This is a genomic window from Paenibacillus sp. J2R1T-4, assembly GCF_059692235.1.
The window spans coordinates 143094-160078 of the sequence record NZ_JCAUBA010000008.1; the positions used below are offsets into that span (position 1 = coordinate 143094).

General features: G+C 45.0%; 16 protein-coding genes. 11 read left to right on the top strand and 5 right to left on the bottom strand.

Going from position 1 to position 16985, the window contains the following annotated elements:
* Positions 1 to 6: 6 nt before the first annotated feature.
* Complete coding sequence (locus AC58QD_RS15625; protein ID WP_497334775.1) at positions 7 to 810, bottom strand: transporter substrate-binding domain-containing protein; 804 nt, start codon at positions 808 to 810, stop codon at positions 7 to 9.
* Positions 811 to 1048: 238 nt separating this feature from the next.
* Here AC58QD_RS15625 and AC58QD_RS15630 point away from each other — a divergent pair, with 238 nt between their 5' ends.
* Entirely contained in the window at positions 1049 to 2569 is a 1521-nt protein-coding gene (locus tag AC58QD_RS15630; RefSeq protein WP_497334777.1) for an ATP-binding protein, read from the top strand.
* A 65-nt stretch (positions 2570 to 2634) separates the two neighbouring features.
* Here the strand turns inward: AC58QD_RS15630 and AC58QD_RS15635 are convergent, their stop codons facing one another.
* Both AC58QD_RS15635 and AC58QD_RS15640 read right to left on the bottom strand, forming a co-directional pair.
* Positions 2635 to 3042 carry a type II toxin-antitoxin system death-on-curing family toxin gene (locus AC58QD_RS15635; RefSeq protein WP_497334779.1) on the bottom strand — a complete coding sequence of 136 codons (408 nt, stop codon included), beginning with the start codon at positions 3040 to 3042 and terminating at the stop codon, positions 2635 to 2637.
* Position 3043: 1 nt separating this feature from the next.
* Positions 3044 to 3307 (bottom strand): AbrB/MazE/SpoVT family DNA-binding domain-containing protein, encoded by a 264-nt coding sequence (locus AC58QD_RS15640; protein WP_497334781.1) that lies wholly within the window; start codon positions 3305 to 3307, stop codon positions 3044 to 3046.
* Between the two features lie 201 nt (positions 3308 to 3508).
* Between AC58QD_RS15640 and AC58QD_RS15645 the strand changes: the two genes are divergently transcribed.
* The 10 genes from AC58QD_RS15645 to AC58QD_RS15690 all read left to right on the top strand — a co-directional run bounded on the left by AC58QD_RS15645 (position 3509) and on the right by AC58QD_RS15690 (position 14936).
* On the top strand, positions 3509 to 5332 hold the full coding sequence (locus AC58QD_RS15645) for a histidine kinase (protein ID WP_497334783.1): 1824 nt from the start codon (positions 3509 to 3511) through the stop codon (positions 5330 to 5332).
* Positions 5329 to 6441, top strand: a complete 1113-nt coding sequence (locus AC58QD_RS15650) for a response regulator transcription factor (RefSeq protein ID WP_497334784.1) — start codon at positions 5329 to 5331, stop codon at positions 6439 to 6441. Before AC58QD_RS15645 ends, AC58QD_RS15650 begins: the two co-directional genes overlap by 4 nt.
* Before the next feature lie 166 nt (positions 6442 to 6607).
* Entirely contained in the window at positions 6608 to 8275 is a 1668-nt protein-coding gene (locus AC58QD_RS15655) for an extracellular solute-binding protein (RefSeq protein ID WP_497334786.1), read from the top strand.
* 42 nt (positions 8276 to 8317) lie between these two features.
* Entirely contained in the window at positions 8318 to 9253 is a 936-nt protein-coding gene (locus tag AC58QD_RS15660; protein WP_497334788.1) for an ABC transporter permease, read from the top strand.
* A gap of 16 nt (positions 9254 to 9269) precedes the next feature.
* Entirely contained in the window at positions 9270 to 10169 is a 900-nt protein-coding gene (locus AC58QD_RS15665) for a carbohydrate ABC transporter permease (protein ID WP_497334790.1), read from the top strand.
* 71 nt (positions 10170 to 10240) lie between these two features.
* The gene (locus tag AC58QD_RS15670; RefSeq protein WP_497334792.1) at positions 10241 to 11449 is read left to right on the top strand and encodes a Gfo/Idh/MocA family oxidoreductase; all 1209 of its coding nucleotides are present in this window, start codon (positions 10241 to 10243) and stop codon (positions 11447 to 11449) included.
* A gap of 15 nt (positions 11450 to 11464) precedes the next feature.
* Positions 11465 to 12328, top strand: a complete 864-nt coding sequence (locus AC58QD_RS15675) for a sugar phosphate isomerase/epimerase family protein (protein WP_497334794.1) — start codon at positions 11465 to 11467, stop codon at positions 12326 to 12328.
* Positions 12329 to 12366: 38 nt separating this feature from the next.
* The gene (locus AC58QD_RS15680; protein ID WP_497334796.1) at positions 12367 to 13071 is read left to right on the top strand and encodes a PIG-L deacetylase family protein; all 705 of its coding nucleotides are present in this window, start codon (positions 12367 to 12369) and stop codon (positions 13069 to 13071) included.
* 39 nt (positions 13072 to 13110) lie between these two features.
* Complete coding sequence (locus tag AC58QD_RS15685; RefSeq protein ID WP_497334798.1) at positions 13111 to 14121, top strand: Gfo/Idh/MocA family protein; 1011 nt, start codon at positions 13111 to 13113, stop codon at positions 14119 to 14121.
* 56 nt (positions 14122 to 14177) lie between these two features.
* Positions 14178 to 14936: an SDR family NAD(P)-dependent oxidoreductase gene (locus AC58QD_RS15690; protein WP_497334800.1), complete on the top strand. Its 759-nt coding sequence runs from the start codon at positions 14178 to 14180 to the stop codon at positions 14934 to 14936.
* Positions 14937 to 15014: 78 nt separating this feature from the next.
* Here the strand turns inward: AC58QD_RS15690 and hflX are convergent, their stop codons facing one another.
* Both hflX and AC58QD_RS15700 read right to left on the bottom strand, forming a co-directional pair.
* Positions 15015 to 16280 (bottom strand): GTPase HflX, encoded by a 1266-nt coding sequence (hflX, locus tag AC58QD_RS15695; protein ID WP_497334802.1) that lies wholly within the window; start codon positions 16278 to 16280, stop codon positions 15015 to 15017.
* Positions 16281 to 16795: 515 nt separating this feature from the next.
* Positions 16796 to 16975: a DUF2524 domain-containing protein gene (locus tag AC58QD_RS15700; RefSeq protein ID WP_497334804.1), complete on the bottom strand. Its 180-nt coding sequence runs from the start codon at positions 16973 to 16975 to the stop codon at positions 16796 to 16798.
* Between the last annotated feature and the right edge of the window lie 10 nt (positions 16976 to 16985).

Genomic DNA, 16985 nt, shown 5'->3' on the forward strand with positions numbered 1-16985 from the left:
CCTCGATTACTCAAACCATTTCTTAATGAGCTCTGATTTCTTGCCAGTATCGCTGAGCTCTTTCAAAGATTTGTTGAAATCACTAACCAAAGGGGAGCCTTTCGGAAAGGCTATCGCGTATCCCTCTTCCTCGTCAGAAGCAATCACTTGGAACTTCAAGTCGGGATTGCTCTTCACATATCCTTGAACAACGGCATCTTCAATAATAGCTGCATCAATGCGATTCGACTTCAGCTCTTGGATCAGGTCAGGAATACGGTTTAGTTTCTTAATTTGGGCCTCTTTCAGATCTGCAACGACCTGCTCTTGCGTAGAGCCCAGTTGCACCCCAATCCGCTTGTTCTTCAGCTCGTCCAACGTTTTGTAACTGGAATCGCTTTTGGAAACAATGGTGTTCTGGGCGACAAAATAAACTTCGGAGAAATCAACGCTAGCTTTGCGTTCCTCCGTGATGGACATGCCGGACATTACAAAATCAACGCGCTTCGATTGAAGTGCTGCAATTAAGCCGTTGAAATCCATGCTTTGGATTTTCAATTCATACCCAAGCTTAGCCGCTACTGCTTTCGCGATATCGATGTCAAACCCGACGATCTCACCATTATTCTTGGCATCCACATTCTCATATGGAGGATAATCGGGTGATGTTCCCATTACTAATACTTTTTTATCTGCTGCGGTTGGAGCGGGCGTTGTATTAGAACCGGCTGGGGATTGGCCGTTATTATTGCCGCCGGCACAACCAGCAAGCGTAAGTAGACCTACCAACAAAATGACTATGAGACGTAAACCGTGATTGTGTTTCTTCATGTTGATCCCTCCTGATGTTATATACAATCTCATGCTGAAAACATGCAAATTTAAATATATCAAAAAGACCAAGGGAAACTCTATTGGTAATATATTGGTTTCGTAGTCATTTGCAAAATTTACATGGTTAGTCTTACCCAAAATTCCAATCGCCATTACGCGTACTTTATAATCCATTGTCCAATAGAAAAAGGGGTGGTATGATACTTGTAACCTGTCCGTTTAGGAGCTACTTTTGATGTATAAGAGGCAACTTAGACTAGCTTTGAGTAGAAGAAATATATCTTTGTATTTATTAATTGTAGTCCTTCCCCTTTGTATTTTTAGCTCCGCTTATTTGTATTTTAAATCCAAGAATAATCATTCCTTTCTGGAGGAAACAGCCCACAGGTATTCGAGCTTCCATGCCATGTATATCGAAAGCTTTATCGGAGAAACGATTGGGAGATTAGAGAGCTTGGCCATGGTGCTGAGTAACCAAGAGATCAATCTCAGACTGGTTGAAGAAGTATTAGCTAAAACACATCAAGAGGACCCGCGATTTTCTGGTTTTTATTGGGTCACTAGTACTGGAGATATTACTATAGGTTCCAATGAGCTTAAGGAACGAGTTAACTTATCGGGCAGAGACTATTTTCATCAAGCAGTACTCACGGGGAAAACTCAAATATCAGAAGCTCATTTCGGCAGGATTACGGGCCGGTATGTTTTTTCAATCGCTACCCCTGCAAAAGATCAAACGGGACAAATAAAAGGTGTGTTAGTGGGGAGTATTTCATTAGTAGGGATGCTTGAGGTTATTCAGGAATTAGTCAAGGATGAAGCTGTCCAGCTTATCGATGAGACGGGAAAAATCATCTTGCAGACCAAGGAGCTTCCCATTGCCAGCAAAGGCGTAGGCTCTTATGTAAATCTGGAAGTGGTACCCTGGAAACTCAATTCCATCATGATGCTCGATCACGGCAAATTACTGATCAAACCGTTCTTGATTTATTTAACCATCGGTTTCTTACTTATGAACATTCTTTTTATGTTGTTACAATCTTTCATAACCAAACATAAGCTAGCCAAGGAATTGAGTCTTAATGAAGCAGACAAGCTGAGGTTAATAGGAATCATTGCAACCAGTACGGCCCATGAGATTCGTAATCCGCTCACTGGAATTAAAGGTTTTGTTTCCTTGCTTAGCAAGAAATACAAGGATGACAAGGATCAATATTATTTCTCTCTAATCCTCAAAGAAGTCGACAGAATTAATACGATTGTGAGCGAATTGTTGATTGTAGGTAAGCCTGCAATTGCCTCTAAAGAAATCAATCATATCAATGATATTCTATCTGACATTATTCCATTAATCGAATCGGAAGCCAATCTGCATAATGTACAACTATCGATCACGATGACGACGGACCCTGCTTTCATTGATGTTTCCAAGGACCATCTCAAACAAGTCATATTAAATTTGATTAAGAATGCGTTGGAGTCTATGGAGTCGAATGGTCAACTCATCATCTCTTCCGAGAAAACAAAGGACAGCGTTCTGATCAAGATTAAAGATACAGGCGAAGGCATGTCACCAGAGGTGCTAAGAGATGTTTTCGTTCCTTTTTTCACCTTGAAGGAGACAGGGACAGGACTAGGACTGGTGGTCTGCAAGCGGATACTGGACAGCTATGGCGGGGAATTGCGAATTGAAAGCCGCGTAGGTGTCGGGACTCAGGTTACGGTTCAACTCCCTTTAGTTGAGCGTGTAGTTTGAGGAATTAACGGTCAGGTTCCCCTTCAAATGCAAAAACCCGGCCGAATAAGGTCGGGTTCTTGCATTTATTGTTCCACTGAATCCTTGCAATGCAGATGGATTACTCGTGTAAGAGCATGAAAAGAAAAGAGATGATTCACCATATCGACAGTAAGATCTTCGGCTGCTTTCTGGTTCATCACGAAAAGATATCCATTCAGTTGCAAAAAGATGACTAAGGCAGTGAAGGCGGTTCTTTTGTTTGCATTTTGAAAGGGATGATTCTGCCCTAATGATTCGAAGAGAGCGGAAGCTTTCTCGAACACGGATGGATAGGCATCCTCGCCAAAGGCGGAAGATTGAGGGCGTAGAACCGCTGATTCTAATAAACCGCTATTTTTGACACCAATATGCTCACCTGGGCTATATTTCTGGATAAGGGCCACATTGATCGCAATGACCTCTTGGACGGATAAATAACGGATGATGTTCATTTTAGCGATCCTTCAGGCCTTTCAGTGTATCGTCATACAGATCCATAACTTGCGCCAAGGTTTCAATAAATTGTGGGCTTATTCCTGCGGGCAGAGCGATTTTGTTTGCTTTTCGAATGACGATTTCTCCGTTGACTTCTTTCACCTCGATGTGCACGGTATCGCCTTGTTCAAGTCCGATTTGCTTCAAAGCTTCGGTCATTGTAATGCCAAGGCTATTCCCGAACTTCGTTACCTTCCGCTCCATTTCGATCTCCTTACTCATATGATTTCCCCCTTATAATACTATTCAACTGTTATTACAATTATACATTTGTGACTACCAATAATAAAGTATGTATTGCGGAAGAATGGCACCCCGCACGGAAATTGTTCCCTATTCTCAAGGAGAATAAGCTATAATGCTTGTGACAGCTTATGTTATTGCTTGCGCCGGTATTATATGTCTGTCTTGAGGTGAGCGGGTTTGGAAACGATCAAAACCATTTGGAAATCTTCCTTCCGGTCAAAAATTATTTTTGCTTTCATTTTGATTGTACTTATTAATCTGTTAGTAATAGGCTTCATCGTCAATCTACAAGTGTCGAAAACGATTAAAAACGATGCGACTCAGTTAAGCTTGCTAGTACTGGAACAGGCAAATTTGAATTTGACCGGTTACTTGAAGGATTACGAGAAATTTTTGCTCACACTGGGTACCAGTCATGAATTTCAAGCATGGAGCAATTACAGCAGCGGGGATGAAAGAGCCCAATCCATCGTTCCGTATTCGGCGATTATAAAAGATTTTGTTGGTCCATTCGTCAATAACCATCCTGAACTGTTATCCATTCAGTTCTATCATGCTCCCTCCTCCAATCATATGGTTTATTCCAACGGTTACGGCTATAAGCCAGGATATACCATAGAAGATGAAAACTGGATTTTCGACCTCAGTCCAATCAATAAAATAACCTATCACATTGATATCAACAAAAAATATGTTGAAAACTCCCTCAAAACATTAGATATTTCCTATATAAGTCTTGTGAAAAGCTTCAATTACAAAGGGTTAGTGTATGTAAAAATTGATATTGAACCTGTATTGATGCAGAACATTTTGAATCATTTGAATTTGGGCAATGGCGCAGTAGGCTTTATCGTAGATAACAACGGGATCATTGTTGCTCATCCGAACAAAGAGTTCATCTTAACTCCAATTGACGACAATATTAACCAAGGTTTGCAGCAATCGCCATACGGCTATTACGTGGATCAGAAGTCGGGAGACATCCTCATTTTCAAACCGATTTCCGGAACCGAATGGAAGTCCGTTTTTGCCATCCCTTACGAAGAAATCATGGGAAGCATTTACTCGACCCGCAATATGGTGATAGGAACGGCAATGGTTTGTTTGCTGGTTTCAATCATTATCATCCTGGTGATATCCTCTTCACTCACGAGCAGAATCATGAAGCTGAAAAGAGCGTTATACCATACAGGACAAGGTCGAATATCCGTCATGCTGCCGGTTGAAGGCAGTGATGAAATATCCGCACTCTCTCATTCCTATAATAAAATGTTAACCGACCTCAAATATTCAATCGAGAGACTCTCAAAAGCCCAATTTGCTGAACAAGAAGCAGTATTGCTATCTCTCCAATCCCAGATCGACTCCCACTTTCTATACAACACGTTGGAGATTATCAACTCGATGGCGAGTAAAATCCAACATGAGGATATCGAGAATATTACGGTGTCGCTTGCTCAGATGTTCCGCTACACCGCGAATTATAAATTTACCAGCGTAACCTTACAAGATGAGATTAATCATTTGCTCAATTATTTGCGAATCATCGAAATTCGGTACCTGGAACGCTTCTCTTATGAATTGAAGGTCGATGAGAACTGTATGGACACGAAGTGCATGAAGGTCATTCTACAGCCATTAGCAGAGAACGCGGTTAAGCATGGACTAAATGGTTACGTAGATTCCCTGCATATCGCGATTACGGTTCATCGTTTCGATGAGAACACGGTCGAATTTCTCGTATCGGATAATGGAATAGGATTTTCTGAACAACGGTTGCATGAACTCAGGGAGCAGTTAAACCTTCAAGATAGCGATAGTCCCAATCCCAGTTCAGATCGGATCGGATTACTGAACATTCAACACCGTTTAAACTTGCATTACCCTGCACATACGGCCAAGCTCCATATCGGAAATAACAGCAGCCAAGGGGCCTGTGTTCAAATTTTATTCCCCTATCTATCGTCTGAGAACGAGGGAAGAAAGGACTCCTTATCATGATCCGTGTGTTAATTGTGGATGACGAACCTCACATTCGTTCCGGTATTGCAGCTAAGATTGAACAGGCGAATAACCCTTTATGGCTTGTAAGCGGTGAAGTAGGGAATGGAATAGAGGCGATGGAATGGCTGAAATGTTATCATGCCGATATTTGCTTGACGGACATCCGTATGCATGTCATGGACGGCCTCAGCTTGATCAAAGAAGTGAAAGCCATGTATCCGTGGATGCAGTGGCTCATCATTTCATCTTATGATGATTTCAGTTATGCGAAGCAAGCTCTGCAGTTGGGAGTCACCGATTATATTCTGAAGCCTATTGATCGACAGACGCTTTATGAGTCTCTTGCCAAGACGGAGGAGCAGCTACTCAAGAATCGGAAAGAACGAGCTTATCATTTATTAGTGGACAAAATGCAGCAGTTACAGGATATCTTACAGCAATGGACCCATTTAATCCGAACGAATCAATTCGATAAATACCCTATGCTTGTCAGTGATACCCTTGCTTTGATGGAGCAATGGGTCGATCAGGAAGTTTACTTGTTGGATGCCCTGTCCAGCGAATTGATCGATTTGGTCGTGAAGCAAGTGAAATATCCGAAATTCTCACATACCCTGTCGATGGCCAAGGAGTATGGGTTCGATTCCGATAAGCTGCAGTTGTCGCAAACACGCTATTATTTTCGCATGGCAGCCGTGATGAGGATGGAGAAAAGCATCCTGCAGATGATTCACGGATTAAAGAAAGAGCATCAATATCAAAATCCGCGTATCGTGAATCAAATTAAACAATTTTTGGACGAGCACTACGCAGACAAAATAACTTTGGACGAGCTGGCGAAGCGGATTCCTATTAGTCGATCCTATTTGACGATCTTGTTTAAGCAAGATACGGGCAAAACCGTGTGGGAATATTTAATGGATGTGCGGATGCGTACAGCCAAGCTGCTGCTGCTGGATCATAATCTGAAGATTTATGAATTGGCCAATCAGATCGGCTATGAGAATAGTGAGCATTTCTCCAAATTGTTTAAGGAGTATTATGGAGTTACACCAAAGGAATATAGGCGATCCTTAGAGATGAATCTGGAGAATCCTTCCGACTAATCGGGGAGGATTTTTCTATGTTCCGAACATTATTCCATTACTATGGTTTTTAAATGATGACTCATTGTGATCGGGGGGCAAGGATGAAATAATGGGAGTAAGTTACATCAATGGGTGGCCACTCATGTAACCAGGAAGCCAAATATGAATGAGGGGAGATTTTCAATTGAGACAACATTTCCTGAAAATGTTGACCGCATCGATTTTAACATTATCTCTGGTAAGCGCTTGCACTTCCGCACCTACTGCTACTCCTGAAGGGACCCCAAAGGAAGCCTCGAAGGAGCCAACGAAGTCAACTGCACCTAGTGGGACTACAGACAAAGTGAAACCGCCGGGCACCTTTCCCATTGTAGATAAAAAGGAAACATTGAAAATTTTCACTATCCAAGACATCACGGTTGAGAACCCGGCTACCAATGATTTTGTGAAGTGGTATGAGGAGAAGACCAACATTAAGATCGAGTGGGATGTCGCACCTGCCGCAGGGTTCGCGGAAAAGCTTCAAGTTACGCTCGCTGGCGGTAAGCTGCCGGATATATTCATGGCTTCTAATATTAGTGCCAGCCAGCAGGTATCTTATGGCGCTCAAGGCGTGTTCAGGCCTCTTAATGACCTGATCGATAAATACGCGCCGAATATTAAGAAAATGCTGCAGGATAGCCCGTATCTCAAAGATTATATGTATACGTTGGATGGCAATATATATGCGCTGCCTACCCTGGATGAAGGGCTGCACGTGACGCTGCCCAACAAGCTGTGGATCTATCAGCCATGGCTTGACAAGCTTGGACTCAAAATGCCGACCACATTGGATGAATACTATAACGTGTTGGTCGCCTTCAAAAAGAATTATCCCAATGCCTGGCCGCTCTCAGCGTTAAAAGGCGCGGAGCCTACTAACTTCTTTATGCAGTCCTTTATTTACTACGACAATCGCAATTATTTGCAAATGAAAGACAAGAAGGTCGAATTTGTGGCAGATAAGCCTGCTTACAAAGAAGGTCTGAAATATTTGAGAAAATTAGTGAAGGATGGCTTGCTTCAACCGGAAGCGTATACGCAAGACCGTCAAGCCCTGACTGCCCTCGGCGAATATCCGAATGAAACAAGACTTGGTTCCGTAACAGGCTTATGGTGGGGGTCTTGGGTAGTCAATAACGGAGAGAGCGGACGCTATAAGGATTATCAACCCGTTGGAATCCTGGCCGGACCGAATGGAGAACGAATCGGAATGGATCGAGGCGTCACGCCGCAAATGGGTGCATTCGCTATAACCAAAGATGCCAAAAATCCGGAAGCCGCGATCCGTTGGGTCGATTGGTTATACAATCCTTACAATATGTTTGAAGAAGGATGGAGCGCCTATTTCGGAAAAGAAGGGGTAGGTTGGAAGAAAGCCGCTCCTGGAGCCAAGTCGTATACGGGTGCTGATGCCAAGTGGGAGTTCATTATGCCTTATGGGACGAAGAACAATCACCGCCTACAGCAGAGTGCTCCTTTCTATCGTACTGCCGCCTTTACATACAGTGAAGCTATGGCGGATAAAAATGATCTCGAGCCTCGGTTATACAGAGCCACCAATGAGCTATACGTCCCATATTCCAGACGGGATTTGAAAGTTCCTTTCCTCTTCTTGTCGGAGAAGGATCTAACGAAACATGGAGATCTGTTGAACAACATCAAAAATGTGGTAACCCAATTTGAGATCAAGTTCCTGACAGGCAATCTGGATCTGGACAAAGACTGGGATTCGTATCTGAAAGAATTGAATAACGCGGGTCTGCCGGCTTATATCGAGATCGTGCAGAGAAACGTCGATCTTAAAAAGTAAATAACAATCCAACCTACATCCCCTTTGAATCCAGGGGATGTAGTGAAGGAGTTGGTTGCGATTCTATCAAGATCCACCCAGAAACAGATTTTGCACAATTGGCAGCTGTATGCACTCATCCTGATTCCATTTGTATACGTCGTCATCTTTCATTACGTGCCGATATACGGGTTGCAGATGGCATTCAAAAATTACAATGTGGTCAAAGGCCTAAATGGAAGCGATTGGGTAGGCATTCAGCATTATCAGCGTTTTTTCAATTCCTATGATTTTAAAATCATTCTAAAAAATACGGTGCTCATTTCAGTTGTTCAACTACTCGTAGCTTTCCCGGCGCCCATTCTGCTGGCTTTATCGTTGAACTACATTCGGAAGATGATGTTCAAAAAAACAGTACAGATGGTCACGTATGCCCCTTATTTTATATCGCTAGTCGTGATGACCGGTATTATCTTGCAGCTGTTGTCTCCGAACACGGGGGTCATCCATAAGCTGGTGGAGGCCGTTCTAGGCAGACCGATCAACTTTATGATGGAGCCTGATTATTTCATCCCTATCTATGTTCTATCGGGAATATGGCAGAACATCGGATGGAGCTCGATCATTTATTTGGCGGCGCTTGCCGGTATTGATCCAACGCTGCATGAAGCGGCTGTAATGGATGGCGCTAATAAAGTGCAGCGGGTTCGCCACATCGATATCCCAGGCATCATGCCGACTGTTGTTATTTTATTCATTATGGAAGTCGGTAGATTCATGAATGTAGGTTTCCTGAAAATATTGTTGCTGCAGAATCCATTAAATATATCGGCCTCTGAAGTAATCGATACGTACGTCTATCGCACAGGGATTCTCTCCGGTCTACCTGATTTCTCTTATGCGGCAGCAATTGGACTGTTCAAGTCCTTAATCGGATTAGTATTAATCGTGATCGCGAACCAGATTGCCAGAAAAGTAAACGGCAGCGGTGTCTGGTGATGGAGGTTGTGAATGCATGCATGAAAATAACCTGATTCGGGAAACGGGCTCCGACAAACTATTTAATATCATCAATTATACATTCGCGATCGGCCTATTGATTGTTGTCATGTATCCGTTAATCTTCGTGGTGAGTGCCTCCTTTAGCTCTCCGCAGGCCTTAATATCGGGAAAAGTATGGCTATTCCCAGTAGATTTCAGCTTAGCCGGTTATAAAGCGGTTTTTGAGTATCGGGAAGTGTGGGTTGGGTTTGCCAATAGTGTTTTTTATATGGTCGTTGGAACGATCTTGAACATTGTCCTGACGATAGCGGCGGCTTACCCGCTTTCCCGAAAAGATTTTTTGGGCGGGAGAGCCATCGCCCTCATATTCGCCTTTACATTAATCTTCTCAGGAGGATTGATTCCGACCTATTTGCTGGTGCGGAATTTGGGCTTGCTGGATTCTCGGTTGGCTCTCTTGATCCCTAGTGCCATTAATGTTTTTAATGTCATTGTGATGATGTCCTTCTTTCGAAGCTCGATTCCGGACGAATTATTGGATTCCGCTAAAATGGACGGTTGCAGCAATTTTCGCTTCCTGCTCCGCATTGTAATTCCCTTGTCAGGGGCAGTTATTGCCGTCATCACTTTATTTTACGCCGTTGACCATTGGAACAGCTATTTTGAAGCCCTTTTATATTTATCAGATAAGGATAAATATCCTTTGCAGCTTTTTTTGCGGAATATTTTAGTGCTGAATACGGTGTTTGATTTTGCCAAAGAAGATGTCCGAGGGGACAGCAGCCGCATGTATTTAAGTGAACTAATGAAATATTCGCTGATCATTATTTCGACGCTGCCATTGTTGATCATCTATCCCTTTGTGCAAAAACATTTTGTTAAGGGCGTTATGATCGGTTCTTTGAAAGGCTAGTCACTGGAAGCATTCATTCTGTATCCGCTAATAAACAAACATGGCTTATCGCCAATTGGAGGTTATCATTCATGGCATTAAATCATCCAGTCCGTCTGGCTGTTGTAGGTGGAAACCGCGGGTTCTCGTACACGAAGACGATGGATTTATTACAAGGACAAATTGAGCTGGCAGCGGTATGTGATTTGGATGAACAGGTTTTTGGCAAATGGAAAGAGCGGTATCCCGGAATCCGGACGAGCACGAATTATGAACAGCTGTTGGATGACGATTCCATCGATGCTGTGTTCATTGCGACCCCGATGCTAATCCATGCGCGACAAGCGGTACAGGCGATGAAGGCGGGAAAACATGTTCTCTGTGAAGTGTCCTCTGCTCACACATTGGAGGATTGTTGGGAGCTTGTAGAGACCGTAGAACAGACTGGGAAAGTGTACATGATGGCGGAAAATTTCTGTTACACGCGATTGAATATGATGATCCGGAATATGTCGGAAAAGGGCATGTTCGGCGAAATTACGCATGCGGAATGCGGCTATGTCCATGATGTGCGCAGAGCTACCAATAACGCAGACGGTTCATTGAAGTGGCGCGGCGAGATGTTAAGGGATTTTAATGGTATTAATTATCCAACTCATTCTCTGGGACCGATTGCCCAATGGTTAGGCATTAACCAGAAGGACGGCGATTCATTCGACTATATGACGACAGTAGTCTCGAAGCCGGCGTCGCAATGCGACTATTTTGCGGAGTTGTTCGGGAAGGATCATCCGGGAGCACAGCCGGACTACTGGAAGCAGGGGGATTCTGCCTTAACGTTAATTCGTACGAAGCAGGGAGCCGTCATTTATTTGCGCAATGATTTCTCCTCGCCCCGTCCCTTCAACTATAAGCATCATGCGCTGCAAGGAACCAAGGGTTCTTTCTTGCCCCCTCGATTCGAAGGAGAAGAGCCGATGGTATGGTTTGACAGCCGTTCGTCCGAGAGATCTTATAACGGCAAAGCCGTCTGGACGCCTCTCTGGGAGTACGCGGATGAATTCGAGCATCCTTGGTGGAGTCGATCACGGGAAAAAGCAGAAGCCGCTGCTTCTTTCGGGGATTATTTCGTGATGGAGGAATTTGCTGCAGCGATCCGGGAGAATCGTCTTCCTGAGATGGATGTGTATGACTCGGTGGCGATAAGCAGTGTGTTTCCGCTATCCGTTCAGTCTGCGGCCAATCAAGGGCAACCGGTTGCATTTCCCGATTTCGCTCGGAATAAATTCAACAAACAATGAACGGAGGTGAGGAGCATGAAATGGGGAATCAGCTCGAATAGCTTGAGCCGTGCCATAGCCGCGAAGGAGATGACCGTTCCGGATGTCATCGAGTGGACGGCAAAGGCAGGGGGAGAGCACATTGAAATCGTGCCGATCGGTTACGATCTGACCCGGGATCCGGGACTTGTGCAGGCCATTCGCCAAAAAGCGGAACAAGTTGGCATCGATATATCGAACTATACGGTTAGAGCTAACTTTATTACCGAGGATGAGGCGAGCCTTGAACAAGAAATTGAGCGTGTAAAGCAGGAGGTCGATATTGCGAACGAGCTGGGGGTCAAATTGATGCGTCATGACGTTGCGTCCAGACCTCCTGGAGAACGGTCAATCGTTCAATTTCACAAGGATTTGCCTATGCTGGCGGAAGCCTGCAGACAAATCGCCGACTACGCCTCCAAATTCGGAATTACGACAAGTGTAGAGAATCATGGCTACTATATGCAGGCTAGTGAACGTATTCAAAGCCTGATCGATGCGGTTGGACGTCCTAATTTCAAGATGACGCTCGATACAGGGAATTTCATGTGCGTGGATGAAACAGCGGTTCATGGTGTAAGCAATAATATCGGTCTCGCTTCCATGGTTCATTTGAAAGATTTCTACCTTCGTTCCAGACATCGGGATCCTGGTCAAGGTTGGTTTAAGACAGCGGGAGGAAATTACTTGCGAGGTTCGATTGTGGGGCAAGGGGATATCGATATATGGGAAGTGCTGCGCATCATCAAGGATTCGGGTTATGACGGGTACATTTCCATTGAATTTGAAGGGATGGAAGAGTGCCGCAGCGGGACGAGAATCGGTCTGGAGAACGCCCAACGCATCTGGAATGAAGTATGAACGAGATCGGTTCCAGTAGAGAGAGAGGAGGATGAGCTATGAAGGTATTAGCGATAGGGGCGCATCCGGATGATATCGAAATATCTTGTGCCGGCACGCTGGCGAAGATGGTCCAGTCCGGCCACGAAGTAGTCATTTGTCACGTGAGCGACGGTGATAAAGGACACTATGAAATCCCTTCGGAGAAATTGATTGTGATTCGCAAGCAGGAGGCACAGCTAGCAGGAGCCGTTATAGGCTGTCCCGTTATTTCACTGGGGATGAGGGACGGGCGAATTCTCGCAGACAATGAAACTAACCGTGCACTCTTTATGGATCTATTGTGTTCCGTTCAGCCTGATCTTGTTATCACGCACGCGCCGAACGACTATATGCCCGATCATGTCGCCGTGAGCCGATTAGTCTTCGATACTACGTTTCTCGCGACATTGCCGGGAGCATCACAGAATCACCCTTTTGCCGCGAAAGTGCCATCTTTGTTCTATATGGATAACCTGTCTGGTATTGATTTTCAACCGACTCTCTATGTAGATATTACGGATACCTTTACAACAAAGGCGACCATGCTGGAGCAGCACCAAAGCCAATTAGTCTGGTTAAAGGAGCACGATAATGTTGACGTTCTGGATTTGATGAAGACGTTAAGCAAATTCAGAGGCATTCAGGCCGGATGTACATATGCCGAAGGATTTATCCAACATATGGCTTGGACGCGTCCCAATGCGGTCCGATTCCCGGTGTGACCCTTTTACGAAAAATATAAAAATGAGGAGAGAAGAGCAATGACAATTAAATTTGCTGTAGTAGGAACAGGTTGGGTAGCGGGAGAATACCTCAAAGCGATTAACGCCCGAAAGGATTCTGAAGTGTATGGCGTTGTTTCCAATGATGCTAATCGAGTGAAACCGAAATTGGCCGAGCTTGGCATCGATACTCGAATCTTCGCTACCTTCGAGGAAATGATTAAGGATCCGCAGATCGACGCTGTTGTCCTTTGCTCGACCCCTGGCATCCGCCCGCAGCAAGCTGCAATGGCTGCTCAGCATGGCAAGCATCTCATAATTGAGAAGCCGATGGCTATGAATCGGGAAGGGCTCGAGATTATGGCCGACGCAATTTCGAAAAACCCGGTTAAATCGGTAGTTAGCTTCGTCCTACGCTGGAATCCAATGTTCGAATCGACGAAGGCCCTTATCAACGATGATGCATTAGGAAGAGTGTATATGGCCCAGGTTGATTACTGGCATCACATTGGGCCGCATTATGTGCAGTATGTGTGGAGTAAAACAAAGGCGCTCGGTGGGAGCAGCATTCTTACAGCAGGTTGTCATGCGGTGGATGCGGTGCGGTACTTTGCCGGTGATATTACGGAAGTAACCGCCTATAGCTGCAAAACCTGGGCGGATTCGGATTATGAATTCGATCCGAATGCGATTGCAATATTCAAATTGAAAAGTGGAGGGCTCGGGAAAGTTTCATCATCGGTTGAATGCAAAACCCCGTATAAATTCAATGTTCATTTACTCGGTGAAAAGGGCGCGATCATGGATAACCAATTGTACAGCCACAAGCTTCCGGGGCAAACGAACTATGCGACCATTCCGACCATTCTGCCGGACAGCGGGGATGTGTCCCATCATCCATTTGCTAAGGAGCTTGCTGATTTCGTGAATGCCATCCTTAATGATTCAACGACTCGATGTGACTTCTTCGACGCGTACAAATCAATGGATGTCTGCTTCGCTATTGACGAATCCATCGCCACGGGACAAAAGGTGATCATTCAATCGTGATCGTGATCGTAAGCGCAAGCGCGGGTGATGATTAGGCGATTCAGTAGGAGGGCCCTATGAGATTGGACAATAATATCGCATTGATTACAGGAGGGTCGCTTGGCATCGGACGGGCAATCGCCCTCCGATTCGCCCGTGAGGGCGCAAAAGTAGCCATCTCAGGTCGCAACCGCGCTTCATTGGAGGAAGCTGCGGGAATGATCCGTGAACAAGGCGGCGAAGTATTAACAGTAGAGTCCGATGTGCAGGATCAAGATCAGGTCAACCGAATGATAGACCAGATCCTGGATAAATGGGGGAGGATTGATGTGCTTGTCCACAATGCGGGAATTAATAATCCGACCCCTTTTCTCGATATAACGGCAGAAGAATGGGACCGTCATATCAACATTAACTTGAAGGGTGCATTTCTTGTATCGCAGCGAGTATGCAAGGAGATGACCAAGCAGCAGCAGAAAGGCTCTGTCATCCTCATGTCGAGCGTCAATGGGCTTGCAGCGGAAGCGGATTTGGCCCATTATAACGCATCCAAGGGTGGATTGAATATGCTTGCCATGTCCATGGCGCTTGAATTAGCACCGCTCAATATTCGCGTCAATTCCTTATGTCCTGGCTTTATTGAGACCCGATTGACCAAACCGGTTATTGATAATGCCCCTGCCATCCATGAATATCTGAGAACGATCCCGATGGGAAGAGTCGGGCAACCCGATGAAGTTGCGGATGTGGCACTCTTTCTGGCAAGCGACGAATCACGCTATATAACAGGCCATTGTATGGTTGTCGATGGCGGGCAATTGATCAAGCTTTCCTAGAATTCCAGAGTTACAAACCCCGACCAAGCCGAGGTCGGGGTTTTGTAATTCCGCGTAATATTTCTAGTTATTTATTACCTACACCACTGTAAAATCGTTCCGATACCGCTCAAAGTCGGCTGTTCGACATTCCAGCTTCATCCTCGTTCCATCCTCCTCATAGCTCGTGGACTGAACATTAGCATGTTCATTGAAGTAAGCGACTAATCGCCCCTGACTGAACGGAATCAAGATTTCGCATTCTATATAATCGCGGAAAATATGACCCCTGATTAGCTCGATTAGCTCATTCAAGCCGCTCCTTTGCTTGGCAGACAGGTAAACAATGTTTTCTTCAACTTGAGGGAAGCTGTGTTCCGTCAGATCACTTTTGTTATAAGCGTATATAGTCGGAATGTCATATGCGCCTAGTTCTTTCAACGTATCATTCGTGACGGAGATAAGCTTCTCGTAATCTTCATGGGAATAGTCGACGACATGAACCAATAAATCAGCCTCGGCCACTTCTTCCAATGTGGAACGGAATGCTTTGACTAGGTGATGGGGGAGCTGGCTGACGAAACCGACCGTATCTGTTAACAAGAACGACTTGTGGTCGGGTAAGTTAATGCTTCTGACCGATGTTTCCAGTGTGGCAAACAGCATATCTTTGGCAAAAACCTGTTTATTGGTGTGCGGGTCAACCTTTTCCATCAAGGCATTCATCAGACTTGATTTACCCGTGTTGGTATATCCGACGAGACAGACAACGGGTACTTCGTTTTTCTGACGTTGCTTCCGTTGGATTTGGCGTCTGGCCACAAGCTTCTCCAGCTCGGACTGCAGAGCCGTGATCCTTTCTTCGATGCGCCTGCGGTCGAGCTCGAGCTTGGTTTCACCGGCACCTCTGTTCTTAAGACCGGCACCGCCGCCCTGACGGCCTAATGATGCGCGAAGTCCAACCAAGCGGGGAAGCATGTACTGGAGCCGCGCAACCTCCACCTGCAGCTGGGCTTCTCTTGTCTGAGCCCGTTCTGCGAAAATATCCAGAATGAGGATCGTCCGGTCAATAACCGTCACCTCAAGAGAGGACTCCAGATTACGGATTTGGGAAGGCGACAGCTCCGTGTTAATAATAACAACATGCACATCATGGGCCTCTAACAAAGCACGCAGCTCCTCGATCTTGCCCGTCCCAATGTAATGGGAAGGGTTCACACGGGTTGCTTTTTGAGTCAGCTCATCTACGACCTCGATATAACAGGCAGAAGCCAAATTGCGCAGCTCCTCCATGGAGTAGTCAAAGTCAGTTTGGTTCTGAAGCTGAACGCCGACTATAATCGCTTTTTGTTCGGTTTGTTCCATTTATCATCATCCTCCAGGCTTATTAGCACAAAATAAAAACACAGGCAGGTCTGCCTGTGTTAACAGTAAGAGTCAGAGGAAATCAGGAGAATCCATAAGGAACAAGGCCCTATGACACTCATGGCCTTTCATAGCGAGTAAACGGTATTACCGCCAGAAGGTAGAGAAGTAATCCCTTAATGGCAGTAAAGAGTTCGTTCATTCGCTATGAAAATGTTCCGCTCCAAAGGTAATACGAAGATGGGCATTCGTAAGCTCGTTGCTTCGTATTCATTATGGGGTACCTTCAAATATGGACAGACCAATCCTGAGTCCTCTGCACACAGGCAGAGCTTTGGCGCTATTCAATTAGCTGCGCAAAGACCTAACTCGGATAAAGTCTATCACACGTACCCCTCCGTTCCTAAAAGTAGCTCAAGTATATCATGATCGTTAGAATGGGGTAAAGTTAATCCATGATTATAATTAAACTCCACCACGAAGAACCTGACCGTTGATCCGGTCAGGATTTTTATTCAATGGATATCACATTTGTTGAGAATGAAATGGATTTGATTCTCAAGTCGATTTATAACCTCTTGCTCTTCAATAGAATGTTCGGCCCCGCTTTTTAGACTTTCCAGCTCTTGCTTTAATTCATGAAGATCTGCGCTTGCATTAGCGCAGTCGTAATTGCTTTCCAACTGTTCGAGCAACTTGAAGCCT